The 25120-nt window shown below is 70.1% G+C and carries 23 protein-coding genes and 1 tRNA gene; 15 read left to right on the forward strand and 9 right to left on the reverse strand.

The genetic code is table 11. The features are described from left to right. Positions 1-24: 24 nt before the first annotated feature. Genes MLE42_RS14125 through MLE42_RS14135 form a run of 3 tightly spaced genes read left to right on the forward strand, consistent with a single transcriptional unit; the run spans position 25 to position 4531 of the window. Positions 25-918 carry a P-loop NTPase family protein gene (locus MLE42_RS14125; protein WP_243288521.1) on the forward strand — a complete coding sequence of 298 codons (894 nt, stop codon included), beginning with the start codon at positions 25-27 and terminating at the stop codon, positions 916-918. Beyond that, positions 918-3470 carry an MMPL family transporter gene (locus tag MLE42_RS16220; RefSeq protein WP_275975933.1) on the forward strand — a complete coding sequence of 851 codons (2553 nt, stop codon included), beginning with the start codon at positions 918-920 and terminating at the stop codon, positions 3468-3470. Before MLE42_RS14125 ends, MLE42_RS16220 begins: the two co-directional genes overlap by 1 nt. Continuing rightward, a complete protein-coding gene (locus MLE42_RS14135) occupies positions 3467-4531 on the forward strand; it encodes an SAM-dependent methyltransferase (protein ID WP_243288522.1) in 1065 nt (354 codons plus the stop codon). The genes MLE42_RS16220 and MLE42_RS14135 overlap by 4 nt, the downstream gene beginning before the upstream one ends. A 56-nt stretch (positions 4532-4587) precedes the next feature. On the opposite strand, the gene MLE42_RS14140 is transcribed toward MLE42_RS14135, so the two are convergent. After that, positions 4588-6489, reverse strand: a complete 1902-nt coding sequence (locus MLE42_RS14140; protein ID WP_243288523.1) for a CocE/NonD family hydrolase — start codon at positions 6487-6489, stop codon at positions 4588-4590. A gap of 176 nt (positions 6490-6665) precedes the next feature. Between MLE42_RS14140 and MLE42_RS14145 the strand changes: the two genes are divergently transcribed. Together MLE42_RS14145 and aguB are read left to right on the forward strand one after the other, a co-directional pair. Continuing rightward, complete coding sequence (locus MLE42_RS14145; protein ID WP_243288524.1) at positions 6666-7691, forward strand: agmatine deiminase family protein; 1026 nt, start codon at positions 6666-6668, stop codon at positions 7689-7691. Further along, positions 7688-8545, forward strand: a complete 858-nt coding sequence (aguB, locus tag MLE42_RS14150) for an N-carbamoylputrescine amidase (protein WP_243288525.1) — start codon at positions 7688-7690, stop codon at positions 8543-8545. Before MLE42_RS14145 ends, aguB begins: the two co-directional genes overlap by 4 nt. A gap of 8 nt (positions 8546-8553) precedes the next feature. Here the strand turns inward: aguB and meaB are convergent, their stop codons facing one another. Then, entirely contained in the window at positions 8554-9492 is a 939-nt protein-coding gene (gene meaB / locus MLE42_RS14155; protein ID WP_243288526.1) for a methylmalonyl Co-A mutase-associated GTPase MeaB, read from the reverse strand. 103 nt (positions 9493-9595) lie between these two features. Here meaB and MLE42_RS14160 point away from each other — a divergent pair, with 103 nt between their 5' ends. The 3 genes from MLE42_RS14160 (at position 9596) to MLE42_RS14170 (ending at position 11242) form a co-directional block, all read left to right on the forward strand. Next, positions 9596-10006 (forward strand): hypothetical protein, encoded by a 411-nt coding sequence (locus tag MLE42_RS14160; protein ID WP_243288527.1) that lies wholly within the window; start codon positions 9596-9598, stop codon positions 10004-10006. Between the two features lie 13 nt (positions 10007-10019). After that, positions 10020-11150 carry a hypothetical protein gene (locus MLE42_RS14165; protein ID WP_243288528.1) on the forward strand — a complete coding sequence of 377 codons (1131 nt, stop codon included), beginning with the start codon at positions 10020-10022 and terminating at the stop codon, positions 11148-11150. Positions 11151-11165: 15 nt separating this feature from the next. Continuing rightward, positions 11166-11242 (forward strand) — tRNA-Pro (locus MLE42_RS14170). Positions 11243-11465: 223 nt separating this feature from the next. On the opposite strand, the gene MLE42_RS14175 is transcribed toward MLE42_RS14170, so the two are convergent. Beyond that, positions 11466-12038: an acyltransferase gene (locus MLE42_RS14175; RefSeq protein WP_243288529.1), complete on the reverse strand. Its 573-nt coding sequence runs from the start codon at positions 12036-12038 to the stop codon at positions 11466-11468. Between the two features lie 252 nt (positions 12039-12290). Here MLE42_RS14175 and MLE42_RS14180 point away from each other — a divergent pair, with 252 nt between their 5' ends. From MLE42_RS14180 to MLE42_RS14205, 6 genes are read left to right on the forward strand one after another with little or no spacing between them, the layout of a single operon-like run. Beyond that, positions 12291-12560: an acyl carrier protein gene (locus MLE42_RS14180; protein ID WP_243288530.1), complete on the forward strand. Its 270-nt coding sequence runs from the start codon at positions 12291-12293 to the stop codon at positions 12558-12560. 10 nt (positions 12561-12570) lie between these two features. Continuing rightward, on the forward strand, positions 12571-14076 hold the full coding sequence (locus tag MLE42_RS14185; RefSeq protein ID WP_243288531.1) for a class I adenylate-forming enzyme family protein: 1506 nt from the start codon (positions 12571-12573) through the stop codon (positions 14074-14076). An 8-nt stretch (positions 14077-14084) separates the two neighbouring features. Next, positions 14085-16073, forward strand: coding sequence for an asparagine synthase (glutamine-hydrolyzing) (gene asnB, locus MLE42_RS14190; protein WP_243288532.1), 1989 nt, complete (start codon positions 14085-14087; stop codon positions 16071-16073). Positions 16074-16082: 9 nt separating this feature from the next. Continuing rightward, the gene (nadE, locus tag MLE42_RS14195) at positions 16083-17081 is read left to right on the forward strand and encodes an NAD(+) synthase (RefSeq protein ID WP_243288533.1); all 999 of its coding nucleotides are present in this window, start codon (positions 16083-16085) and stop codon (positions 17079-17081) included. Between the two features lie 28 nt (positions 17082-17109). Further along, on the forward strand, positions 17110-18039 hold the full coding sequence (locus MLE42_RS14200; protein WP_243288534.1) for a hypothetical protein: 930 nt from the start codon (positions 17110-17112) through the stop codon (positions 18037-18039). Between the two features lie 51 nt (positions 18040-18090). Beyond that, the gene (locus MLE42_RS14205; protein ID WP_243288535.1) at positions 18091-18825 is read left to right on the forward strand and encodes a N5-glutamine methyltransferase family protein; all 735 of its coding nucleotides are present in this window, start codon (positions 18091-18093) and stop codon (positions 18823-18825) included. 4 nt (positions 18826-18829) lie between these two features. On the opposite strand, the gene MLE42_RS14210 is transcribed toward MLE42_RS14205, so the two are convergent. The 6 genes from MLE42_RS14210 to MLE42_RS14235 form a co-directional block, all read right to left on the reverse strand. Then, positions 18830-19813: an alpha-ketoacid dehydrogenase subunit beta gene (locus tag MLE42_RS14210; protein WP_243288536.1), complete on the reverse strand. Its 984-nt coding sequence runs from the start codon at positions 19811-19813 to the stop codon at positions 18830-18832. 9 nt (positions 19814-19822) lie between these two features. Next, complete coding sequence (locus MLE42_RS14215) at positions 19823-20785, reverse strand: thiamine pyrophosphate-dependent dehydrogenase E1 component subunit alpha (protein ID WP_243288537.1); 963 nt, start codon at positions 20783-20785, stop codon at positions 19823-19825. Between the two features lie 28 nt (positions 20786-20813). Continuing rightward, positions 20814-21794 (reverse strand): c-type cytochrome domain-containing protein, encoded by a 981-nt coding sequence (locus MLE42_RS14220; RefSeq protein ID WP_243288538.1) that lies wholly within the window; start codon positions 21792-21794, stop codon positions 20814-20816. A 13-nt stretch (positions 21795-21807) separates the two neighbouring features. Next, positions 21808-22377 carry a hypothetical protein gene (locus MLE42_RS14225; RefSeq protein WP_243288539.1) on the reverse strand — a complete coding sequence of 190 codons (570 nt, stop codon included), beginning with the start codon at positions 22375-22377 and terminating at the stop codon, positions 21808-21810. Positions 22378-22520: 143 nt separating this feature from the next. Then, positions 22521-23867: a GAF domain-containing protein gene (locus MLE42_RS14230; RefSeq protein ID WP_243288540.1), complete on the reverse strand. Its 1347-nt coding sequence runs from the start codon at positions 23865-23867 to the stop codon at positions 22521-22523. Then, positions 23864-24388: a hypothetical protein gene (locus tag MLE42_RS14235; protein WP_243288541.1), complete on the reverse strand. Its 525-nt coding sequence runs from the start codon at positions 24386-24388 to the stop codon at positions 23864-23866. The genes MLE42_RS14230 and MLE42_RS14235 overlap by 4 nt, the downstream gene beginning before the upstream one ends. 144 nt (positions 24389-24532) lie before the next feature. Here MLE42_RS14235 and MLE42_RS14240 point away from each other — a divergent pair, with 144 nt between their 5' ends. After that, positions 24533-24928, forward strand: a complete 396-nt coding sequence (locus tag MLE42_RS14240; RefSeq protein WP_243288542.1) for a bacteriohemerythrin — start codon at positions 24533-24535, stop codon at positions 24926-24928. Positions 24929-25120: the final 192 nt, after the last annotated feature.

Consider the following 25120-nt stretch of genomic DNA (forward strand, 5'->3'; position numbering starts at 1 on the left):
TTCAGGCCCGGCCGGAGCGGTCCCATGGTGAAGGGCCGCCCTGACTGCCCCCGCTGCCAGGGGCAGGGCCTCATCTTCGATCCGGATCCCCAGAAGCCGGTGCGGGTCTGCGGCTGCACGGCCGACGTGGCGCCGGACGCGGAGACCCTGGGCCTGCCCGCCCGCTACCGCGAGGCGGATTTCACCCGCTTCTGGAAGTGGTGGAACAACGCCCAGGCCAGCGGGGCCCGGTCCATGCTGGAGCGCGTGCCGGACCTAGAGGAGTGGCTGGCCCGGCCCGAGGAGGAGGTGGGGCCCATCCCCTTCCGGGACGACCTGGCCCGGCTCCTCACGGCCCTCCGCAAGCGGCCCGAGCACGGCATCCGCCCGGCGGGCGCCGAGGCCCTGTCCCAGTGGGCCACCACCGGCAAGCACAAGTTCCGCCACGGCTGGGAGCTGTGGTGGATCCACGGCCCCGCCCAGAGCGGCCGCAGCACCCTGGCCGCCGCCGCCCTGCGGGCCTGGACCGAGCGCACGGGCCGCGGCGGGCGCTTCGTCTCCGTGCGGACCCTCAGCCAGAGCATCAAGGACGCCTACTACGACATCCGCAGCTTCCAGAACCAGGCCTTCCAGAGCGTGCGCGATCTCATCGAGCCCCTCCAGGACCCGCCCCTCCTGGTGCTGGATGACTGGGACCGCATGGACTCGGACCTCCGCGTGGCCGCGGCCCTGGCCCAGCTCCTGGACCACCGCTACAGCGAAGAGCTGCCCACCGTCCTCACGGCGGCTGGTCCGCCCGAGGCCCTGGACCGCCGGGAGAACCATCCCCTGGCCCGGCTGGAGGATGGCAGCCTCATGGAGCGGTTGCGGGGGGCGGAGCGCGTGGAGATGGTGCCGGCCCTGAAGCCCTGGATCGATCGCGCCGGCGCGGACAGGTGATGAAAGCCCTGCTGCGCGGCCTGCTCCGCCTGCACCTGTCCCGGTCCCGGGGACTCTGGATCCTCACGGCGGGCCTGACGCTGGCTCTGGGCTGGGGCACCCTGCGCGTGGAGCGGGCCCTCGACCTGATGAGCCTGCTGCCCTCCGAGCATCCCGCCGTGCGGGCCAACCTGGAGGCCGGCGTCGGCCAGCAGGAGCTGATCTGGCTCGTGGCCGAAGGGGGCCCGGCCGACCTGGAGGCCCGCCGCGCCTGGGCCGAGGGCCTGGTGGACCGCCTGCTCACCAAGGGCGACCTGCCCCTCAACGGGCTGGCCGCCGAGGGTCGCCTGTCCGATCCCATCCCGGTGCCCGGGCCGGGAGGCGTGAGCCCCTGGCCCGCGCTCCTGGCCGTGGGGGCCATCACCGAGGGGGACGCGGCGGTGAGCCGGCTCACCACGGAAACCCTCTACTCCCTGGCCCCAGCCTGGCTGGGGGACCGCCTGGAGCCTCTCAAGAACCCGGCGGAAGTGAAGCGCCGCCTGGAGGCCACCGCCCGGGCCCTGGGCTCGCCGGAACCGCTCCCCGCGGCCCTGGCGCGGCTGGATCCGCTGGGCCTGCGGACCCTCGCCCCCCAGAACGGCGAGGGCATGGCCAAGGCCGTGCAGCTGGGCCGGGCCTTCACCCTGCGCATGCGGACCGGCTACCTGGAGACCAAGGATGGCCGCTTCATCCTGGTGCCCCTGGTGGCGGGCTTTCCCGCCTCGGATGTGAAGGCCACCACCCGCGTCCTGGCCTGGCTCGGGCGGGGCGCCGAGGGGCCCCTGCCTCCGGCCGCGGCCCTGAAGGCCGTGGAGGCGGCCCTGACCCCCCAGGCCGACCGCCCCTTCGCCCTCCAGGTGACGGGCGCCCATGCCATCACCGCCTGGGAATCGCACCGGCTTAGCTACGAGGTGGCCCTCAGCCTGGTCCTCAGCTTCGTCCTCATCGGCCTCGTGTACTGGCTGGGCTTCCGCACCCTCGCGGGCTACGGCTTCGTCATGGGGCCTCTGCTCGTGGGCATGGTGTGGGCTCTGGGGCTCACGGGGTGGATCCTGGGCCGGGTGAATCTCATGGCCGCCGGCTTCGGCGCGGTGCTGCTGGGCGTGGGCGATGACGTGGGCATCATGCTCTTCAGCCGCTACCGCGAGGAGCGCCGGGCGGGCCGGGCCAAGGCGCGGGCACTCCGGGCCGCGATGCTGGGCACGGGCCCCGGCGTGGTGGCGGGCGCCCTGGCCACGGCCCTGGCCTTCCTGGCCCTCGCCTTCGCGCCCTTTCCGGGCATCCGGGACCTGGGGCTCACCACGGGCCTGGGCCTGCTGGCCTGCCTGGTCGCCACCTTCCTGGTGATGCCGCCCATGCTGATGGGGCTGGACCGGGGCCGGGGCACCTTCGCTCCGGGGCCGCCCCCGCCCCGCCCCCGCCGCCGCGTCTGGGCCCCCTGGGCCGCCCTGGCCCTGCTGGCCCTGGCGCTGGCGGGCGCGCCCCGCACCCGCTGGGAGGAGGACCTCCGGCGCTTCCGGGCCCAGGGGAACCCGGCCCTCACCCTCCAGGCGCGGCTGACGAAGACCCTCGGCGCCAGCCTCCAGCCCCTGGCCCTCCAGATTCCGCTGGAGGACCCGGACCGTCTCCCGGCCCGGTGGAACAAGCTGAGCCCCATCCTCCGCGAGGCGGGCCTGCCGGTGCCCGATTGGCAGAGCCTCGATCCGGAGCTGCAGCACACCCTGGGTTCGGAGACCTGGCGGCACCAGGTGCTCGAGGCCGCCGCCAGGGCGGGGCTGGACCCGGCGGGGCTGGAGGGGCCCCTGTCGGCCCTGGCCGCCGCCGCGGTGGACCCCTCCCAGCCCGTACGGGCGCTCCAGGTCCTGCTGCCCCGGTCGGCACCCGCCCCGGAGGGCCGCCATCCCTGGACCCTCTGGGGTCGCCTGCACCATGGATCGATGCCCGCTCCCCTGGCCCCGGCCCTGACGGTCCCCATCCGGCTGGATGAGGCCTCGCTTCTCCGGCTCACGCCCGAGGTCGAGGCGGCCGGCGGGCGCTTCGTGGGCACCCAGCCCCTCTTCCGCGTGGTGAAGGGCATCGCCCGGGACACGGTCCGGCAGGCGGTGCTGCTGGCCCTGGCGGGCATCCTCGTGGTCATCGCCCTCTTCGGCCGCAGCCTGCGCTTCGCCCTGCTGGCCCTGGTGCCCCTGGCGGCCAGCCAGGTGGGGGCCCTGGGCGCCCTGGGCTGGACCGGGGAGCCCCTGACCTTCCTGTCGCTCATGGCCATTCCCATCGCCCTGGGCGTAAGCGTGGACACGGCCTTCAACCTGCTGCACCGGGCCCGGGGCGAGGCCGACGCCCCGGAGCGCGTGGCCCGCGTCAATGGCGTCTGCGCCGGCACCACCCTCGCCGGCTTCGGCGGCATGGTCTTCAGCGGCTACCGCGGCCTGCGGGGCCTGGGCCTCGCCTGCCTAGGCGGTGTGGCCCTGGCCCTGATCCTCACCCAGTGGCTGCTGCCCGTGCTGCTGGAGAGGTGGCCCCTGGAGAAGAAGTGAATCCGCTGAACGACCTGCTGCAGACCCGTCTCGCCTCAGGCCCCGTGCCCGCCTCGGAGGTGATGGCGCTGGGCCTCTACCACCCCGAGCACGGCTACTACCGGCGCCAGGAGGGCCCCTGGGGTTTCGAGGGCAAGGACTACTACACGGCCCTGGACCTGGGCCCCCTGCTGGGCCAGACCCTCGCCCTGCGCCTGGAGGCGGCCTGGGAGCGCCTGGGCCGCCCGGCGCGCTTCACGGCCCTGGAGCCCGGCGCAGGCCGCGGCTGGCTGGGCCGCGACGTGCTGAATGCCGTCACCGGGCCCTTCGCCGAAGCCCTGGTCTACGTCCACCGCGACGACAACCCCGCCGCCAGAAGGGCGGCGGAGGAATCCCTGGCGCCTTTCCTTGCGGCGAATCGCGCGCGATTCGCCTCCGAGAACGAAACGCTGGAACCCTTCACGGGCGCCATCTTCAGCAACGAGCTCTTCGACGCCCTGCCCGCCCAGCCCTGGCGCTGGGACGGCGAGCGCTGGACGCGCGAGGTGCTGACGGCGGCGGGCCCCGAGTGGCAGGCGGCGGATCCCGGCGAAGCCGGAGCCTGGTTCGCGGAGCAGACCGACGGCCTGGAGCCCCGCGACGGCAGCATCTGGTGCGAGGCCCTGCCAGGCCTGGTGCGCGAGCTGGCGGCGCCCCTGGAGGCGGGCCTCTTCCTGGCCGTGGACTACGGCGAGTCCGCGGACCGGTTGCTGGCCAAGGGTGCCGACCTGCGCCGCTTCAAGGCCCACACCGTGGACGGCAACTGGCACGAGGACCTGGGCGAGGCGGATCTGACAGCCGATGTCGATTTCACGCGCCTGGCGCGCCTGCTGGAGGGCGAGGGCTTCACGGGCCTGGGCCACATGGAGCTGAGCAAGTGGATCCGCACCCACGCCCCCCTGGAACAGTGGGCCCCCGGCTGGATGGCCCTGCCGGTCCCCGAGCGCGTCAAGCGCACCGAGAACCTCCTCCAGCTCACCCTGCCGGATCGGATGGGCAGCCGGTTCCGGGTGCTGGAGGGTTGGAAGGGAAGTGCCTTTTAGCCACGGATAAACGCGGATGGACACGGATCAAGAAAGCCTCCGTGTCCACCCGTGGCTCATTCCCGCGCTTCCGACCAGACATTCACGCCGAGGCTGCTGGGCCGCGCCGCGTCGTGGAAGACGGTGTGGGTGGCCTTCTGGTAGTCCCCGGGTTTCGCGTCGTTGATGTTCATGAACACCTGGGGATTGCGGTCCATGAGGGGGAACCAGGTGCTCTGGATCTGCACCATCACGCGATGGCCCTTCCTGAAGGTGTGGAAGATGTCGTTCATGGACCAGGCCACGCGGGTGGGCTGGCCGGGGACGAAGGGCGCGGGCTTCTCGAGGCTGTCCCGGTACTTGCCACGCATGACCTCGCCGCGCACCAGCTGCTGGTAGCCGCCCATGGGATTGGGCGTGCGATCCCAGGGGGAGCCGCCCTCCTTGAAATCCGGGTTCCTGAAGTCGTCGGGGTAGACGTCGATGAGCTTCACCACCCAGTCGGCATCCGTACCCGTGGTGGCCACGAAGAGCTCAGGCTGCAGGGGACCGGCCAGGGTCAGGTCCTCGGAGAGGGGCCCAGTCTCGAATACCAGCACGTCCGGACGCCGGCCGGCGAAGCGCTGGTCCGCGGTCATGTAGTCCTTGGGCATGCCGATGGCGACTTTCTCGATGAAGGGCACGGGCTTGGCGGGATCGGAGACGAAGGCATCGGCGCCGCCCTCCGTTCCGGGCGCCGTGAAGGCCAGCCCCCCGTGGGGCTGCAGGTAGAGCCTCGCCTCCCGGGCCTGCTTCGGCGGCCAGGCATCCAGCTGGCGCCAGCGGTTGGCGCCGGTCTCGAAGACCGTGGCCTTGGGCAGGGCGGGCTCCTTCGCGCCCTTCAGGTGCTGCATGAAGAAGGGGAAGAGCACTTCCGCCTGGAACCAGGTCGCGGTGTCGGCCCCGAACTGCACGGGGCCGAGGTGGTCACCCTTGCTGCGCTCCCAGCCCCCGTGGAACCAGGGGCCCATGACGAGGTGGCTGTCGGTGGCCGGGCTCTGGCGGCCCAGGGTCTTGAACACCTGCAGGGTGCCGAAGAGGTTCTCCGCGTCGAACCAGCCCCCCACCGTCAGGACCGCGGGCTTCACATCCTTGAGGTGGGGGCGGAGGTTGCGGGCCTGCCAGAAGGCGTCGTAGTCCGGGTGATCCAGCATCTCGTTCCAGAAGGCCACGTCCTGCGTGTACTGCCGGGTGGCGCCCGTGGATCCTAGCCGCAGGAACCACGCGTATCCGTCCGAGGTGGTGCGATGGAACGGCGTGCCCCACTCCGAGGTCGGCTTGGGCCGGGGCTTGCCGAAATTCACCATGAAATTGAAGGCATGGGGCAGCCACAGGGCGCCGTTGCGGTGGAAGTCATCGCCCTGGAACCAGTCCACGATGGGCGCCTGGGGGGAGACGGCCTTGAGGGCCGGGTGGCCCGACAGCATGCCCGTGGCGGTGTAGAAGGCGGGGTAGCTGATGCCCCACTGGCCCACCTTCCCGTTGGTGTGCTCGACGTGCTTCACCAGCCACTCGATGGTGTCGTAGGTGTCCGTGCTCTCGTCCACGGCGGCGCCGCTGGCGGCGCGCTGGGGCCGCATGTTCACGAAGTCGCCCTCGGACATTTTCCGGCCGCGCACGTCCTGGTAGACGAAGATGAAGCCCTCTTTCTGGAAGGGCGCCGAGGGGCCCAGGTGGTCGGGGTAGGCCTCCGGCCCGTAGGGGGCCACGCTGTAGGGCGTGCGCTGCAGGAGGATGGGGTAGGCCTGGCCCGTGGCCCTGGGCGTGTAGATGGCTGTGAACAGCTTCACGCCATCGCGCATGGGGATGAGCACCTCGCGCTTGTCGTACTGCTCGCGGACCGAGGCGGCGGAGGCCGCGGGCGGCGCTGCCGGTGTGGTCAGGGCGCCGAGAAGAAGGACCGGAAGGAGCGCGGCGCGGAGGGCGCGGATCAGGGACATGGAGGCTCCGGGACGATGCATCATGATATGCGGCATGACGCGTCCCCGGGGAGATTCCTGTCGTCGCATCCATCGGGAGCTGCCTCCCCGCAATAAGCCTCGACGGAAGAAGGCCCTTTTGATGAACTGGAGGGTGCTCCCATCCGGGGCCGCATCCTGTCCAGGGGTTCCGCACCATGTCCCATCCGACCTGCCGACAACCCGCCGAGTGGGATCTCCACAGCGCCTGCTGGCTGGCCTGGCCCGGCCACGGCCACCTCTGGCGGGAGAACCTGGCCCCGGCCCAGAGGGAGTGGACGGCCCTCTGCATCGCCATCGCCGAGCAGGGCGGCGAAGCCCTGGACATCCTGGTGGGAGACGAGGCCTACGAGGCGGCGGCCCGGCAGGCCCTGGCTCCGGTGGCGGATCGGGTCCGCTTCCACCGGGTGCCCGTGGGCGACATCTGGCTGCGGGACACGGCGCCCATCTTCGTGAAGGACGGCGCGGGCGCTCTCCAGGCCGCCTGCTTCGGGTTCAACGGCTGGGGCGAGAAGTACGTCCTGCCCGGCGATGACCGGGTGGCGGGCCGCGTGGCGGCCCTCAGCGGCGCGCCCCGCCGCGACCACGCCTTCATCCTCGAGGGGGGGTCCGTGGAGGTGGACGGCGAGGGCACGGTGCTCACCACCCGCCAGTGCCTGCTGAACCCCAACCGCAACCCGGGCCTGGACCGGGCGGAGCTGGAAGCGGCCCTGGCCGACGGGCTCGGCGCCGAGAAGGTGCTGTGGCTGGACGAGGGTCTCCTCAACGACCACACGGACGGCCACATCGACACCCTGGCCCGCTTCGTGGCGCCGGGCGTGGTGGTCTGCATGGAGGCCCGCGATCCCGCGGATCCCAACGCCGCCACCCTGGACCGCCTGGCCGCAGACCTGGCGGGCTTCACCGATGCCAGGGGCCGGCGGCTCCAGGTGGTGCGCATCCCCTCGCCCGGCGTGGTGCGGGACGAAGAAGGCGAGCTGATGCCCGCCAGCTTCGTGAACTTCTACATCGGCAACCGCAGCGTGGTGGTGCCCACCTACGGCACGCCCTACGATGGGGAAGCCGTGGCCGCCCTGGCGCGGCTCTTCCCGAACCACCGCGTGGTGGGCCGCTCCGCCCGCGCCATCCTCAGCGGCGGCGGCGCCTTCCACTGCATCACCCAGCAGCAGCCGGAGGTCCGATGAGCGCCGAGTCCCGCACCATCCGCGTCGCCGCCACCCAGTGCGCCTTCACCGGGGACCTGGCGCAGAACGTGGCCCGGGTGGAGGGCCTCGTCCGCGAGGCCGCCGCCACGGGCGCCCAGGTGATCCTGCCTTCCGAGCTCTTCGAGGGCCCCTACTTCTGCCGGGAGGAGAAGGACGCCTTCTTCGACTGGGCCCGGCCCGTGGAGGGCCATCCCACCATCGCGCGGTTCCAGGCCCTGGCGAAGGAGCTGGGCGTGGTGATCCCCGTCTCCTTCTTCGAAAAGGACGGGCCCCACCACTACAACAGCCTGGCCATGGTGGACGCGGACGGTTCCATGCTCGGTGTCTACCGCAAGAGCCACATTCCGGACGGACCTGGCTACGAGGAGAAGTTCTACTTCCGCCCCGGCAACACCGGCTTCAAGGTCTGGGACACCCGCTTCGGGAAGCTGGGCGTGGGCATCTGCTGGGATCAGTGGTATCCCGAGTGCGCCCGGGCCATGATGCTGATGGGCGCGGAGGTCCTGCTCTATCCCACGGCCATCGGCACCGAGCCGGAGAGCCCCGAGCTGGACACCAAGAACCTGTGGCAGCGGGCCATGATCGGCCACGCCGTGTCCAACGTCGTGCCGGTGGTGGCCGCGAACCGGGTGGGGACGGAGGGCGACCAGACCTTCTACGGCCACTCCTTCATCGCCAACCACCGCGGCGACAAGGTGGCCGAGCTGGGCCGCACGGACGCCGGCGTGATCACCGCGGACTTCGACCTCGAAGAGATCCGCCGGAACCGCGCCTCCTTCGGCTTCTTCCGGGACCGCCGGCCGGAGCTCTACGGAATCCTCTCCAGGGCCTGAGCCCCCGGTCAGCCTTCACCCAGGATGCCCGCCACGGCGGAGTAGGGGTCCTGGGCGTGGTCGGCGATGGCCTGGATGGCGGCCTCCAGGCGCTCGGGGCCGGCCTGGGCCCGGGCCCGGCGCAGGGCGGCTTCGGCCAGGAGCGATTCGAAGCGCAGGCGGGCCCGCTCCCGGGCCTTGCGGGCCAGCCCGCCGTGGGCCCGCAGCCAGGCGCCATGTTGCCGGACCTGCTCCAGCAGCTCCGGCACGCCTTCGCCCCGCTGGGCCACGGTGCGCAGCACCGGCGGATCCCAGGGCCGCGTGGCCGCCATGGACTTCATGGCCACCAGCTCCTGCTCCACCTGGTCGGCCCCGTCGCGGTCGGCCTTGTTGATCACGAAGAGGTCCGCGACCTCCATGATGCCGGCCTTGATGGCCTGGATCTCGTCGCCCATGCCCGGCACCAGCACCACGCAGCAGGTCTGGACGCAAGCCACCACGTCCACCTCATCCTGCCCCACGCCCACGGTCTCCACGATCACCGTGTCGAAGCCCGCGGCATCCAGCAGGTCGATGGCGTCTTGGGTGGCCCGGGCCAGGCCGCCCAGCGCCCCGCGCGTGGCCATGCTCCGGATGAAGATGCCGGGATCGGCGGCGATGCGCTGCATGCGGATGCGGTCGCCCAGGATGGCCCCGCCGCTGAAGGGCGAGGTGGGATCCACCGCGAGGATGCCCACCTTCTGGCCTTCCGCCCGCAGGGCCCGGGCGAGCTGGTCCGTGAGGGTGCTCTTGCCGGCGCCGGGGGAGCCCGTGATGCCGATCACGACTGCCCGGCCCAGGTGGGGCCAGAGGCGGGCCATGAGGGCCCGGGCCTCGGGGTGGCCATTTTCCATCCAGGAGATGGCCCGGCCCAGCGCCCGCGCCTCCCCGCGGCGCAGGGGCTCCAGGAGATCGGCGGCAGAAGGCATGGGCCCAGGATGCCATCACCCCGCCGGGACCGGAACTCGCCGGGGGGGATCCGATGGGGTACCCTAAACCTTCCGGCCCGCGCCGCAGTAGGACCATACAACGATGATCAAAGGGCTGAAACCCTCGAAAGACCCCGCTTCCGGGGACGCGGCGCCGGAGGCGACGCGCGGGCCGGGCCAGGCCCCAGTCCGGCTGACCAAGCGGGCGCCCGTGGCTCCTCCGGACCCCAAGTCGCCTCGGGAGAAGATCTGTGCCGAGTGCGGCATGCGCTTCAAGGTGGAGACCGGCCAGAAGTTCTACCTCTGCCCCGACTGTTACCGCCGCTCCTTCACCTACAAGCGGAAGGGGGGGAAGGAGGCCACCCGGGTCCTCACGCACATCACCTGCGCCACCTGCGGGGCCCAGGAGTACCTGCCCTTCGTGCCCGAGGATCCCGCCAAGGCCCTGTGCCGGGCCTGCTATGCCAAGGATCGGCCGGAACCCAAGGCCGCTCCTCGGCACTCCCGTTCATGAGTCAGGAGATCTGATGCGTTACACCGTTCTGCCTCTGCTGTTCACCGTGTCGCTGCTGCCCGCCCAGGGCCCGGCCCCGGCCAAGCCCGCCGCCAGGCCCACTCTGAAGACGGCCCCGAAGGCCGAACCCACCTCCGAGGCCGCCCGCCGGACCTTCCTCCAGGTGCTCGACGCCGTGGATGCCGGGTGGTTCGGCCAGCCCTACCAGGGCATCACCTCCGTGGAGATGCAGGGCACCCTCGGCGTGGCCCTCAGCGGCGCCGCCGTGAACCAGAAGGTGGACAGCCTCAGCCAAGGCCAGGTGAAGGGCAACAGCCAGGGCGGCCAGGCCAACCTCCGCCTCAAGGGCACCTACTTCGCCAATGGCGACTTCCGCACGGACCTGGCCGGGGACTTCGGCAACCTGCTCTACACCCGCCGCGGCACCCGGGGCTTCCTGTACAGCAAGGAGCAGAACGCCTACACCACCCGGGTGGAGCCGCCTCCGTCCGACGCGCCGCGGACCTACATGGCCTGGTTCCGGCAGACCCTGAACGACATCAAGGCCGTCTACATCGACGCCCCCACCTTCAAGGCCAGCCTGGCGGGCGAGGAGACCAGCGGCGGCCGGACCCTCCAGCATCTCGTCTTCAACGCCCCCACCAAGCCCTGGGACGCCAAGCGCCGCGAGCAGAGCATGGCCCAGAGCCTGGGCTTCTGGAAGCGGGGCCGCCTGGAGGTGACCGTGGACAAGGCCACCCAGATGCCCCAGCGCGTGGAGTTCCGGAATGACGAGCAGGGGGTCCACACCCGCATGGACTTCACCTACGGCGCCGGGAACAAGCTCCAGGCCGTGAACCTCACCAACAGCAGCCGCGGCTTCGAGGGCCCGGGCTGGCTCCGCCTCGGCTACGGCGGGGACGGCCTCATGTCCCACATCGCCGGCGAGCTGGCGAGCCAGGACAAGAAGATCTCCTTTGCCATGGATCTGGCCTGGTCCAAGACCCGCACCCCCAACGACCTCATCGCCATCCCGCCCGCCGGGGCCACCAAGCGCGGCCGGGAGGACATGGAGATCCAGCTCATGGTGGGCCTCGCCTCCAAGATCTTCGACCTCCAGCGCGCCGGCCTCAACCTCCGGAGCGTCGCCATCGGCGGAAAGTAAGTAGACTGGATCCATCGGAGCGTGGCGCAGCCTGGTAGCGCATCTGCTTTGGGAGCAGAGGGTCGCGAGTTCGAATCTCGCCGCTCCGACCAAGAAATGGGGGGCCGAACGGCCTCCCATTTCTTGGTCGGAAAAGACCCGGCGATATTCGAACTCGCGAGTGGCCTTTCTACGGCAGGACCAGATGTCCTGCCGTAGAAAGGCCGGCGGCTGGCGAAGCCAGACGCAGTTCGAATCAGCCCGAGTGGGTCGGTCGGACCGTAGGAGCCTCCCTCGCGCCGGAGAACGGCCTGCGCGATGAGCCTGACAAACCCTTCAGGCCGACTCGGCTTCCCCGGAAGACGCCTCCGATCCGGCCATGGGGGGCCGGGACGATCCCCGCATGGGGAGCCTCAACAGGACGGCCTTCTTGTCGCGGCGGTACTCCGCTGGGTCGTAGTCCGGCGTCGCGGCCAGGCACCACTCCGCATATTGATGGATGGACATGACGGGCTTGGCGGGGTTGCCGCAGGCCAGGACATCCGGAGGGATGTTTCGCGTCACGACAGATCCGGCGGCGATCACAGAGTTCGGGCCGATGGTCACTCCGGGGAGGATGATGGCCCGCTGGCCGATCACGCAGTTGTCCAGCACCGTGATCCGGCCGAACTTGATGACCTTCTTGTAGCGCTCCTGATCGCGGAAGACGTGGGTGCCGCCGTCATGCGTGAGGAAGCAGACTTCCGCGGCCATGGCCACATGGTGGCCAATGGTGACCAGGTAGGGTTCTGACCCGAAGTCCGGGAGCCCTCCCAGCTTGCAATCGTCCGGAAGGGTCAGGCCGGCCCTCCGGAGCTGCCAGAGCCGGAGGCGATTGTAGATTTTGCGCGCGGAACTGACGATGAGCATTTACCCCCCTGCGGGCGCCCGGGATCGCGGAAAAGGGCCGATGGGCGCGAGGCTTGCGGTTTGACAGCCCCTCCAAAATTTGGAGGGGGAGGGCCTGGCACATTCACGGGTCTGAGAAATATTGTAACCGTTTTTTCAATAGTCATATCCATTGAATAGCTGTAAAACAAGCATACATTCTGGGGATGCTGATGCCAGGAATGAATTGCCTCGGGCATCCCAATCACTGACACCGAAGGAAGGAGAAAGATCATGATCGCCGACTCCAACTCCGTTGCTCCCGAGCTCCGCGAGTTCATCTCGCGGAACTTCCTGTTCAGCGACCAGGGCTTCAAGTACGGGGATGACGCCTCCTTCCTCCGGGAAGGCATCATCGATTCGCTGGGGGTCATGGAACTGGTGACCTTCGTGGAGAAGCAGTACGGCATCGCGGTGGCCGACCACGAGCTCCTGCCCAGCAATTTCGATTCCGTGAGCCGGCTGAGCTCGTTCATCACCAGCAAGCTGGCGGGCCATTCATGAGGGGTTCCGGGTGCTTGTCCACGAATTCCTGACCCGCTCGGCCGCCCGCTTTCCGGAGAAGGTCGCCCTGGTGTGTGATGGCCGGCGGCTGACCTACGCGGAGCTGGACGACATGACGGACCGGCTCGGGAACGCCCTCGTCCAGGGGGGCGTGGGCCGAGGCGACCGGGTCGCCCTCCACCTGCCCAACTCTGTGGAGGCGGTGGTCGGGATCTTCGCCGCGCTGAAAGCGGGCGGCACCTTCGTGTGCATCAACGCCTCCACCAAGGCGGAGAAGCTGGCCTACATCCTGAACGATTGCCGTGCCAAGGCGCTGTTGATGCAGGAGCGGACCGGAGGCTGGGACGCCGTTCCCTCCCTCACCCTCAGCGTTCTCTGCGGCGCGCAGGAGAGGCCCGCGGATGCGCGCCTGCGGCGCTTCGAGGAGATCCTGGCCGAAGCCCCCGCGACCCCCCTGCCCCTCCGCAACATCGACCTGGACCTGGCCTGCCTGGTCTACACCTCGGGCAGCACGGGCGAACCCAAGGGCGTGATGTGCGATCACAGCAACGTGGATTTCGCCAGCACCGCCATCATGACCTACCTGCAGAACCGGGCGGAGGACATCATCCTCAGCGCCCTGCCCCTGTCCTTCGACTACGGCCTGTATCAGCTCCTGATGGCGTTCAAGGTGGGTGGGACGCTGGTGCTGGAGCGGTCCTTCATGTACCCGACGGTGATCCTCCAGCAGATCCAGGAGGAGCGCCCCACGGGATTCCCCGGGGTTCCCACCATCTTCGCGATGCTGGTCCAGAAGGACCTTCGCGCCTACGACACCTCCAGCCTCCGCTACCTCACCAACACGGCGGCCTCCCTGCCGCCCAGCCGGATCCTCGAGCTGCAGGCCGCCTTTCCGGGCGTGGCACTCTATTCGATGTACGGCCTCACCGAGACCAAGCGCACCCTCTACCTGCCCCCCGACCAGCTCGCCATCCGGCCCGGCTCCGTCGGCATCCCCATTCCCGGCACCGAGGCCTGGATCGAGGACGAATCCGGGCGGCGCCTGGGCCCCGGCGAGACGGGCGAGCTGGTGGTGCGCGGCCGGCATGTGATGCGCGGCTACTGGGAGGCCCCGGAGGCGACGGCCCACCGGTTCCGCCCCGGCCCCATCCCGGGCGAGCGGCTCTGCTACTCCGGGGACCTGTTCCGTCAGGATGCCGACGGGTACTTCTACTTCCTCAGCCGGAAGGACGACATCATCAAGAGCCGCGGGGAGAAGGTGGCACCCAAGGAAGTGGAGAACGTCCTCCACATGCTTCCCGGCGTCACGGCCGTGGTGGTGGGTGTTCCCGATCCGACGGCCGGGGAGGTGGTGAAGGCCTTCGTCGTGGCCCAAGGGGCGCCGCTGACGGAAGCCCAGGTGATCGCCCATTGCCGGGCGCACCTGGAGGAATTCATGGTTCCGAAATACGTCGAATTCAGGACCGACCTGCCCATGACCTCCTCCGGGAAGATCAGCCGGCTCGGACTGCGATAGGAGCGTCAATGTGCGGCATCGTGGGCATCTGCGGGCTCAACGGGGGACCCCCGGCCGAGGTCTCGACCCTCCGCCGCATGCTGGGGATGATCCGCCACCGGGGCCCGGACCAGTTCGGAATCTACGTGGACGACCACGCGGCCCTGGGCAGCGCACGGCTCAGCATCATCGACCTGAGCACCGGCCAGCAGCCCATCTCCAACGAGGACGGCACCCTCTGGATCGTGTTCAACGGGGAGGTCTTCAACCACCCGGAGCTCCGCCAGGAGCTGGAGCGGAGGGGGCACCGGTTCGCCACCGCCTGCGACACGGAGACGGTCCTTCACGCCTATGAGGAGTACGGTCCGGACTGCCTGGCGAAGTTCAACGGCCAGTTTGCCATCGCCATCTGGGACACGCGCAATCGCGCCCTGTTCCTGGCCCGGGACCGGCTGGGCGTACGGCCCCTGTTCTACACCTTCGCCGACGGCCGCCTGGTGTTCGGCTCCGAGATCAAGGCGATCCTGGCCGGCCCCGGCGTGGTGGCCGCCGTGGATCCCCTGGCGCTGGACCAGATCTTCACGTTCTGGAGCCCCCTCTCGCCGCGGTCCTTCTTCCAGGGGATCGAGGAGGTCCCACCGGGCCACTTCCTGCGGCTGCAGGAAGGCCGGGTGGCCCTGGAGCCCTACTGGCAGCTGACTTTCCCGGAAGGACGCCCGGAACCGGCGCGCTCCCAGGATGAGTACGCCGCGGAGTTGCGGGAACTCCTCATCGATGCCACACGCATCCGGCTCCGGGCGGACGTGCCCGTGGGGGCCTACCTGAGCGGAGGGCTGGATTCCTCCACCATCACCGCGATCATCCGCCATCACACGGCGAGTCCGCTGGAGACCTTCTCGATCTCGTTCTCGGATGCGGACTACGACGAAAGCGGGTTCCAGACCCGGATGGCCCGGCACCTGGGCACCGATCACCACGTGGTCCACGCCTCCGACGCCGACATCGGGAGGGTGTTCCCGGAGGTGGTCTGGCACGCCGAGACCCCGCTTCTCAGGACTTCTCCGGCGCCGATGTTCCTCCTGTCCGGGCTGGTCCGGGAGAAGGGGTTCAAGGTGGTCCTCACGGGCGAGGGGGCCGATGAATTCCTGGCGGGCTACGACCTGTTCAAGGAAGCCAAGATCCGGAGGTTCTGGGCGGCCCAACCCGACTCCAAGCTCCGCCCGGCCCTGTTCAGCCGGATCTACCCCTGGATCTCCGGGCTGACCCAGGGCGGATCGGCCTATGCGACGGCCTTCTTCGGGCTGGGGCTGGAGGAAACCGCCTCCTCCAGCTATTCCCACAGCCTCCGCTGGCGCACCACCAGCCGGGTCAAGCGCTTCTTCAGCGACGACATGGCGGATCGGATCCGCGCCGCCGGTTCCGGAACCCACCTGGATCCCTCCTTCCCCGAGGGCTTCGACGGCTGGGATCCCCTCCACCGGGCCCAGTACCTGGAGATCTCGATCTTCCTGTCCCAGTACCTGCTGTCGTCCCAGAGCGACCGGGTGGCCATGGGCCACTCGGTGGAGGGGCGGTTCCCCTTCCTGGACCATCGGGTGGTCGATTTCTGCAACCGGCTTCCCCCGGACCTGAAGCTCCATGGTCTCAAAGAGAAGTTCCTGCTGAAGGAGATCAGCCGCGAATGGCTTCCCGCGGAGATCACCGACCGGCCCAAGCAGCCCTACCGCGCGCCGATCCATCGCGCCTTCTTCAACGACTCGCCCCCGGACTACCTCGAGGAGCTGCTCTCGCCCTCCGCCATCCGCGCCTCGGGCTTCTTCAATCCCGTGGCCGTGGACCATCTGATCGCCAAGGCCCGGCGGGGCCAGGGCCTGGGTGAGACCGACGACATGGCCCTGGCCGGCATCATCTCCACCCAGCTCGTGGACGCGCAGTTTCTGTCCGGATTCGTACCCACCCCTCCCCTGGACGATGGCGACGACGTGAAGGTCGTGATCGGTCGGGGCGTCTGTCCCTGAGGAATGCCCATGCCCATGAACCCGCGAGTCCTGGATATCGATGCTGCCGCCGAAACAGATCGGATCGTGCAGTGGCTGAGGGAGAACATGCGGGGTCTCCATCGCATGGGAGCCGTGCTCGGCATCAGTGGGGGGATCGATTCCTCTGTCTGCCTGGCGCTCTGCGTCAAGGCGTTCGGACCCGAGCGGGTGGTGCCCCTCCTGCTGCCCGAGAAGGATTCGGATCCCGCCTCCGAGGATCTGGCCCGGATGCTGGCGGCCCACTACGGTGTCACGCCCGTGCTGGAGGTCATCACGCCGGCCCTGGACGGCTATGCCTGCTACCAGCGGCGGGATGAGGCCATCGCGCGGGTGTTCCCCGAGTACAACGCCAGCGCCGGGTACAAGGCGAAGATCGTCCTGCCCCCCGGGCTTCTGGACCAGGGCACGCTGAACGTCTTCTCCCTGACGATCATCACCCCCGGGGGCGAGGAGAAGAGTGCGCGGCTGCGCCCCGCGGATCTGGCCCAGATCGTGGCCGCGTCCAATTTCAAGCAGCGCACCCGCACGGCGATGCTCTACTACCATGCCGAGCTCAGGAACTACGCGGTCATCGGGACGCCCAACAAGAACGAGCACGACCAGGGATTCTTCGTCAAATACGGCGATGGCGGCGTGGACCTGATGCCCATCGTCCACCTCTACAAAACGCAGGTGTACCAGCTGGCCCGCCACCTGGATGTTCCCGAGGTGATCCAGAAGCGCCCGCCGACCTCCGATACGTACAGCGCCCCCACGACCCAGGAGGAATTCTTCTTCCGCATCCCCTTCAGGACCATGGACTTGCTCTGGTACGCCCAGGAGAACCAGGTCTCTGTGGAGGAGACGGCCGCGGCCCTGGACATGACGTCCGATCAGGTGCGTCGTGCCTTCGAGGACTTCACCCAGAAGAAGCGGTCGACGTACTACCTGCGGACCCCTCCCTTGAACATGACCTCCCTTGGGACGCCGGCCTTCGCGGGCCGCTGATTCCGCTCCCGCCGCCTTGGAGGGCCCCATGACATCGATGCCCGGATCTCCGCCCCCGAAACCCGCCCTGGTGTGGATCAGGAGGAGCTTTCTTCCCGCGGCGGCGGCCCTCCTCCTGACCTGTTCCCCCGGGGCGGGGACTCCCGGAGCCGCCCAGCCCAAGGAGCGCGTCGTGCCGCCCGAACCTGCCTCAAAGATCCTCTTCCTGCACCACAGCACCGGCGAGGCCATCTGGGAGGCCGGCCTGCCCCAGTTCTTCCAGGCTTGGAACGCGAACCACGGCACCCGCTACGCCATCACGGAGATGACGTATCCGATGGCCAACGGGGGGCACACCCGGCTGGACCGGATGCTCCCCACCCGGGTGTTCCGGCGTCTGGTGCACGACCGCTACCCCTGGGACAACTACCCCTACGACTACTGGAACCTGTGGGTGACCCACGCCGGGGCCGCGAGGGACCGACAGGAGCCCAACCTGGATGACCTCGCCGCCTCCCACGACGTCATCGTCTTCAAGCACTGCTTCCCCATCAGCCGGGTCCAGCCCGAGGACGGAGCCCCCAGCGTGGCCTCCCCGAAGAAGACCCTCGCCAATTACCGCCTGCAGTACGAGGCCCTCAAGACCCGCATGCACCAGTTCCCCCACACGACCTTCATCGTATGGACGGGCCCGGCGCTGACGGAGGCCTCCACCACCCCGGAAGAGGCCGAGCGCGCCCGGCAGTTCGCCACCTGGGTGAAGGAGAGCTGGGATGAGAAGGGCGACAACATCTTCGTGTGGGACTTCCGCGAGCTGGAGACGGAGGGCGGCCTGTACCTGAAGCCGGCCTATGCGGATGGACCCACCAATGCCCATCCCTCTCGGACCCTCGCCGCGAAGGCTGCGCCGCTGCTGGGGCGGCGCATCGTGGAGGTCCTCGAGGGGCGGGGAGACCAGTCCAGCTTGACCGGAGGCTGAGGCCCGCCATCCGGGTACACAGGAGGCAGTCGGCTTGACCAGGGAGGACCGATGAAAGACGACAAGGTGAGCGTAAGCGTCGATGCTGTGACCCGGACGGAGGATCCGGGCCCCGCCGCCCGGCTTGCCGCCGGGCACCACCGCTTCCTGGGGGTGGACCTGCTGGTGGGTGAGGATGTCCTGGTTCCCCGGGAGGAGACGGAGATCCTGGGACGGGAGGTCCTGGCCCTCCTCCGCGCTCGGTCGGTCGAGGAACCGGAGTGCGAGCTGCGGATGATCGACATGGGCTGCGGATCGGGGAACCTGGCCTGCATTGCGGCGCTGGGGGTGCTCTCCGTGAGGGTCTGGGCCTCGGATACCTCGGACGCCTGCGCCCTCCTGACGCGGGCGAATGTGGCCCGTCTTGGCCTGGAAGATCGGGTGGTGGTCGCCCAGGGGGATCTCTTCGCGTCCCTCGCGACCGAGGGCCTTGAAGGCACCATGGACCTGGTGGTGATGAACCCGCCCTACATCCCCTCCCATGTGCTGGAGGCATCCCTGGCCGGCCTGCTTCAGCACGAGCCGAGGGCGGCGTTCGACGGCGGCCCGTACGGGATCACGATCCTCACGCGGCTCTTGAAGGAGGCGCCGGCCTTCCTGAAGCCAGGGGGGCACCTCCTGTTCGAGTTCGGGCTGGGGCAGGCCGGGCTAGTCCAGGCCCTGGTGGAGCGGAATCGGCGCTATTCCGCCCTCCGGTTCGTCGGGGATGCCCAGGGCCGTCCGAGGGTGGCCGTCCTCGGGCTGTAGCCCCTCACCAGATCGGAGCCGCCTCCAGCATCCGGGCCACGAGCTGCCGGGCGGCCCCGGCGATGGCGTCGGCCTGGGGGGCGAAGGCCTGCTCCAGGGGGTAGCTGGCGGGGGCCGGGGCGTCCGGGCCCGTGAGGCGGAGGATGGGGGCCCGCAGGGCCTCGAAGGCCTGCTCGGAGATCAGGGCCGCCACCTCGGCGCCCACGCCGCAGAGGCGGCTGGCCTCGTGGACGAGGATGGCGCGGCCGGTCTTGCGCACGGAGGCAAGGATGGTGGCTTCGTCCAGGGGCTTGAGGGTGCGCAGGTCCACCACCTCGGCGGAGACGCCCTCGGCCGCCAGGGCCTCGGCGGCGGCCAGGCAGGTGTGGGTGGTCTTGGCGTAGGAGATGAGGGTGACGTCACGGCCTTCGCGGCGGACGGCCGCCTTCCCGAGGGGGACGACCTCGTCGGTCTCGGGCACCTCGCCGGGGGCGAAGGCCAGGCCGATGTCCATGAAGAAGAGCACGGGGTTCTCGTCGCGGATGGCGGCCTTCATGAGGCCCTTGGCATCGGCGGGCGTGGACGGCATCACCACCTTGAGGCCCGGGGCATGGACGAACCAGGCCTCCAGGTTGTGGTTGTGCTGGGCGCCCACGCTCCAGCCGCCGCCGGTCATGGCCAGCGCCACCATGGGGAACGAGAACTGGCCGCCGGACATGTAGCGCAGCTTGCCCGCGCTGTTCACCAGCTCGTCCATGGCGAAGCAGAGGAAGGGCGCGAAGAGCAGGTCCACCACCGGGCGCAGGCCCGTGGCGGCGGCCCCGGCGGCGGTGCCGGCGATGATGCCCTCGGCCAGGGGCGTGTTGCGCACGCGCTGGGGTCCGAAGGCCTTGAGCAGGCCCTTGCGCTTGGTGGCGGTGCCCTCGCCGAACATGAGCACGCGGGAGTCCCGGGCCATCTCCTCGTGGAGGGCGGCTTCGACGGCGTCGTGGAAGGTCATCTGGGTCATGTCGGCTCCTCAGGCGTAGACGCCGGTGGCGAGGTCGGCGGGATCGGGATAGGGCGAGGTGGCGGCGAAGGTGGCGGCGTCCTCGATGGCCTGGCGGGCCTGGGCGTGGAGGGCCTCGAGGCCGTCCGCCGTGAGCTCGCCGGCCTCCAGGAGGCGGGCCTCCAGGCGGGCGATGGGGTCCTTGGCCATCCAGGCCTCGATCTCGGCGGGATCCACATAGGACTGGTCGTGGGGCTCCATGTGGCCGCGCTGGCGGTAGGTCCAGGCCTCCAGCAGGAAGGGCCGGCGCGTCTCGCGCACCTGCGCGGCGGCGCGCAGGGCGGCCTTGCACACGGCCTCCACATCGTTGCCGTCCACGGTGAGGCTGTCGATGCCGTAGGGCGCGGCCCAGGGGGCCACGTGGTCGCCCACCATGGTCTCCTTCCGGTGGACGAAGGCCTGCCACTGGTTGTTCTCGCAGACGTAGAGCACGGGCAGGTTCCAGACCGAGGCCAGGTTCAGGGACTCGTGGAAGATGCCCTCGCAGGCGGCGCCGTCGCCGAAGAAGCAGACCACGATGCCCTCGCCGCCCAGCATGGCCCGCGACAGGGCCACGCCCGGGGCCAGGGACAGCTCGCCGCCCACGATGGTGGAGGTGAGCACCACGCCCAGCTCTTTCACGGAGATGTGCAGGGTGCCGCTGCGGCCCTGGCAGTAGCCGGTGCTGCGGCCCATGACCTCGGCCAGCATGCGGCCGGGGTCGGCGCCGCGGGCCAGGAGGTGCCCGGCGCTGCGGTGGTTGGTGAGGATCTGGTCCTCGGGGCGGAGGGCGGAGACCACGCCCACGGCGGCGGCCTCCTGGCCCACGGAGGTGCAGACGTTGGGGAAGGGACCCGCGGCGTGGAAGGCCACGATCTTCTCTTCGTAGGCCCGGATGCGCAGCATGGTGGCGAGCAGGTCCTGGCGGGTGGACACGGTTCCAGAAGGGGTCATGGGACCTCGCGTGGGAAGGGGTTGGGATTCAGTGGGACGGGACGAAGGGGGCGTCGGCGATCCAGCGGCGGACGTGGTCCACGGCGGCCTGGTCCACGCGCACGGTGCCCAGGGGGGGCATCTGGGCGATGGGATCCCGGCTGCCCATGCGGTGCAGCAGGGCGCTGCGCTCCGGGTGCCCGGGGCTGAGGATGCGGCTCTCCGGCTGGCCGGGCACGGGGAAGCTGCCCGCACCCGCGGTCGTGCGGAGGGCATGGGCGGGGCGCAGGTCCAGGTCCAGGCCCGGGATGGGCCGGTCCGCCCGGTGGCAGGTGGCGCAGTTGGCCTGGAGGTAGCCCAGGGCCGCGCGGGTGGCGGGATCGCCCGCGATGCGGGGAGGGCGGCTCAGGAGGTCCGGCCGGGCGCGGCGAAGGAGGCGCCGGGCCACCAGATCCTTCAGGGTGATCATGCCGGGGCGGAGGGGCTCCCCGTGGAGGGCCCCCGGGTCCCGGTCCGGGGAGAGCTGGAGGGCCGTGAAGCCGAGGACCTCCACCCGTTCCTGGCCGTGGCAGTCCCGGCAGTCCGCCCGCGAGGGGATGCCGTGGCGCAGCCCCGGGGCCACCTCGGCGGCATCCGGCAGCCCGCCCTCGGGCACGAGGACAGCGTCGGTCTGGGCCTCGTTCCAGGCGTAGCTGGCGAAGACCCAGGTCCCGGGCCCGGTCTTCCAGAGCAGGCGCGTCTCCACCTTGCGGCCCCCGAAGGCAAACTCCTTCCAGGCCTTGGTACCCACGGGGAACACCCAGCCCGCCTCGTCGCGGCCATCGATGGCTGCCGGCAGGTGGATCCACCGGGCCTTGGCCGCACCGTCGGTCCACAGGGGGTACTGGGGCGCGTAGGGCAGGTTCCGGGCCGCCACCAGGCCCGGGGCGGCGTAGAGGCCGGTCTGGGAGAGCAGGCGGGGCGGGGCGGGAGCCTTCGCGGCCCCCGGCCACGCGCCGAGGGCCAGGAGGGCCGGGAGGAGGGTGGGCATGGCGGGATCCGGCTCAGTGCATGGGGATGGGCGTGGGGGCGGGCGCGATGGGCGCGGGCACCTTGTTCTTCACGGCCGGGATCGAGTGCAGGTAGGCGAAGATCGCCTTCAGGTCGGCGTCGCTGGCGGCTTGGAGGTTCTGGATGGGCATGGGGGGCAGGATGGCCCGGCCCTGGCCCAGGTGGCGGGCGCTGCGCACCATCTGGAAGAACTGGGCCTCGGTCCAGGCGCCCAGGCCGGTCTCCTTGTCGGGCGTGAGGTTCGCGGCGTAGCTGACGCCCCAGGGACCCGAGAAGGCGGTCATGGTCAGGGAGCCGGCCCAGCCCCAGGGGGCCTCGGTCAGCTTCGGCGCCGGCGGCATCTGCAGACCCTCGGGATGGCCCGACAGCATGCGGCTCATGTCCGGCTCGGGGCCCTTCGGACCCATCTTCAGCGGGGTGTGGCAGTCGTGGCAGCCGGCCACCCGCACGAGGTAGGCCCCGTGCTGGACGAGCTTCGTCTGCGCCGGAGGGGCGGCCTGCGCGGTGCCCGTGCCGAGCGTGAGGCCGAGGATGGCCAGGAGGAAGGAGCGGTTCAGGGTCATGGTGTGCCTCATCAGGAAGGTCGGGACTCGAAACCCGATGAGGGATATATGCCACCAATGACGAATGGTTTATTTGTTTTTTCCATCCTTAAGAAAGAATTAGCAAGCCTTTAAGAAGGTTTTAAGAAAAGGCAGGTCCAGGGTCAGGCTCCGGGGTCCATGTCCTCCAACTCCAGGGGCCGGGCCACCAGCAGCCGGAAGCGGCCGCGGCCCGTCTTCTCCAACTGCACGCAGGCCTGCCGCTCCGCCAGGCGACGGTGGAGCAGGACGAGGCGGGCCTCCAGGTTGTCGCTCTGGTCCGGCAGGCGCACCCGGGGGTCGGCGCGCAGCTCCCGGTTGCTGAACTGGGTGCGGCCCAGGGCCTGGTGATCCTGCAGGAGCGTCCAGAGGATGTTTCCGGCCACGCCTTTGATGAGGTAGTCGTCCCCCAGGAACACGCTGTCGTTGGCGGCGTAGTGCCGCACCCGCAGGGGCGCCCCGCCCGGCCGGGGATCCCGGGCCGCGGCGGGCTGGGCCTCGTCGCCCAGCTCCAGCTCCGCCAGGAAGAGGCGGAAGAGGCCCCCCACCTGGGTGGCCAGGGCCACCAGGGCATCCTCATCGGCGTGGGTGAAGCGCATCTCCGTGGGGCTCTCCACGAAGAGCACGCCCAGGGGCTCGCGGGCTCCGGGGATGGGCACGGCCAGCTGGCTGCCGGGCGAGGCCAGACCCGGGAAGGGGATCTCCGTCTCCAGCCGGTCGCCCATGCCCTGCCGCTCGGCCCCCTCGCGCATGGCGAGGCCGTAGGCGTACTCGGAGGTGACGTGCGAGATGCGGATGGGCACGCGCTCCCGGGCCGCCACGCCGATGACGCCATCGCCCAGCGGAATCTCCGAGCCCACGCCCGAGGTCGCATAGCCCCGGCTGGCCACGGTGTAGAGCCGGTCCCGCCGGGGATCCAGCATCATCACCAGGGCCTGCTCGATGGCGAAGTGGGCCTGCAGGCCGTCCAGCAGCGCATCCAGGAGGGACTCGGCGTCTGAGCTGGTGGGCAGCCGCTCCATGCAGGTCCGCAGGGCCAGGAGGGGATCCACCGCGGAGGCCGGGGCGGGCAGCGTGCTGCCCGGCACCACCTCCGCCCCTTCGATGCGGTAGATGTCGGAGCCCAGCAGGCGGAATACGCCGCTCATCCCGGTGTGGGACGCGATGCCCGCCAGCTTGGCCTTCATGGATTCGAAGACGGGACCCTGGGTCTCCGTGCGCTCGTAGACGAGGTGCAGCCGGTACTGCTGGGCGGTCTGGGGGTGGATGAGGCCCAGGGTGACCCGCGGATTCGCGAGCAGGTTCTGATGGGTACGGTTGAAGAACTGGTAGGAGAGGGCCAGGTGCCGGTCGTCGAGGTACTGGCCCTGGGACATGTAGGCCACGTTGGGGGTGCCGTCCGGGGCGCAGGTGGAGACCACGCCGGGGATGACGCCATCCAGGCAGTCGCGGAGGGCGCGGATGGGGATCATGGGGCCCCCGGCGTCGGGGGTGGAGTCAGGGCCGGGATCAGGGGCGTTCCGGCCTGGGCCCCCGGTGTCGAGTTGAAGAAGGCCGAGGGCGTGAAGGTCAGGGCCACCAGCGCTTCGTCGGGACAATCGAGCAGGGTCCGGACCATGACTTCCGTGAAGCCGAGGAAGACCAGAGACTGCGCAAAGGCCGTGCGGTAGGCCGTGACGCAGGCCAGATCGTCCTCGGCCAGAGGGACGAGCCGGGCGTCCTGGCCCTTGATCTGGACCGTCCGGTGGGTGGGGGGCTCGCTGAAGACCACGGCCAAGGCTCCGCTGGCCGTGGCATCCCGGATCAGATCCGCGGCCTGGGGCGCGGAGAAAAAGAGGGTGATGCGGCCCGTGCCCGGGTCCACGCGGCAGCCGAAGGCCCGGCAGAGGCTGGGGAGACCCTCCGCACCGCCGGAGCCCGCATTGATGGACACGCCCCCCATGACGAAGCGGGTCAGCTCCGGATCGAGGAGGAGGGATGGGAGGGCGGGCATGGGGGGATGATTTTATCCAGTCTCCATCGGCCGGTGGGGCCGAGGAACGGGGTCCTGGCTCCCACCCTGGTCAGGGGCTTCCTGATGCTCTGGTATTCTTTGCACGTGAATCCCGCCCCTGTCCCTCGAAGCGCGAAATCCCCCGTGCGCTGGCGCCCCGAGCTCGAAACCGGGTTGGGAGCCATCGACCAGCAGCACCGGGAGCTCTTCGAGGCGCTGGCCCGGCTGGCCGGGGACCTCGAGGCGGGGATGCCGGGAACCCTCCTGGACGAGCCGCTGGCCGCCCTGGCCCGGCACCTCATCAAGCACTGTCAGACCGAAGAAAGCCTCATGAAGGAGGCGGGGTTCCCAGGCCGCGTCGCCCACGCGAACCAGCACCAGGAGGTGGTTCTCCGGGTACGCGATCTCCAGTACCGGCGGATGAAGGGCCAGGCCGTCGGTCGGGACGCTCTGGTCGAGCTGGGAGCCTGGCTCGAGCAGCACATCGGTGAAGCGGACCAGGCCATGGCGGGCTACTTGAGGAGCCTTCACACGGCGTGAGTCCAGCTAGGCGCCTGAGTGGGCGCCGGCCCACGTAACGCTGGACTCGAACTGCGCTCGGCTGCGCCGATCGCCGGTTTCGCTTCGGTGCGACATCTAGTCGCACCTCCGCGATCCCACTCGACGCTGGACCCCGGCCGAGTCCGCGCGGCCGGGGCTGGCCCGAGTCCAGCTAGGCGCCTGAGTGGGCGT

Source organism: Geothrix terrae (genome assembly GCF_022808775.1).
Classification (GTDB): domain Bacteria; phylum Acidobacteriota; class Holophagae; order Holophagales; family Holophagaceae; genus Geothrix; species Geothrix terrae.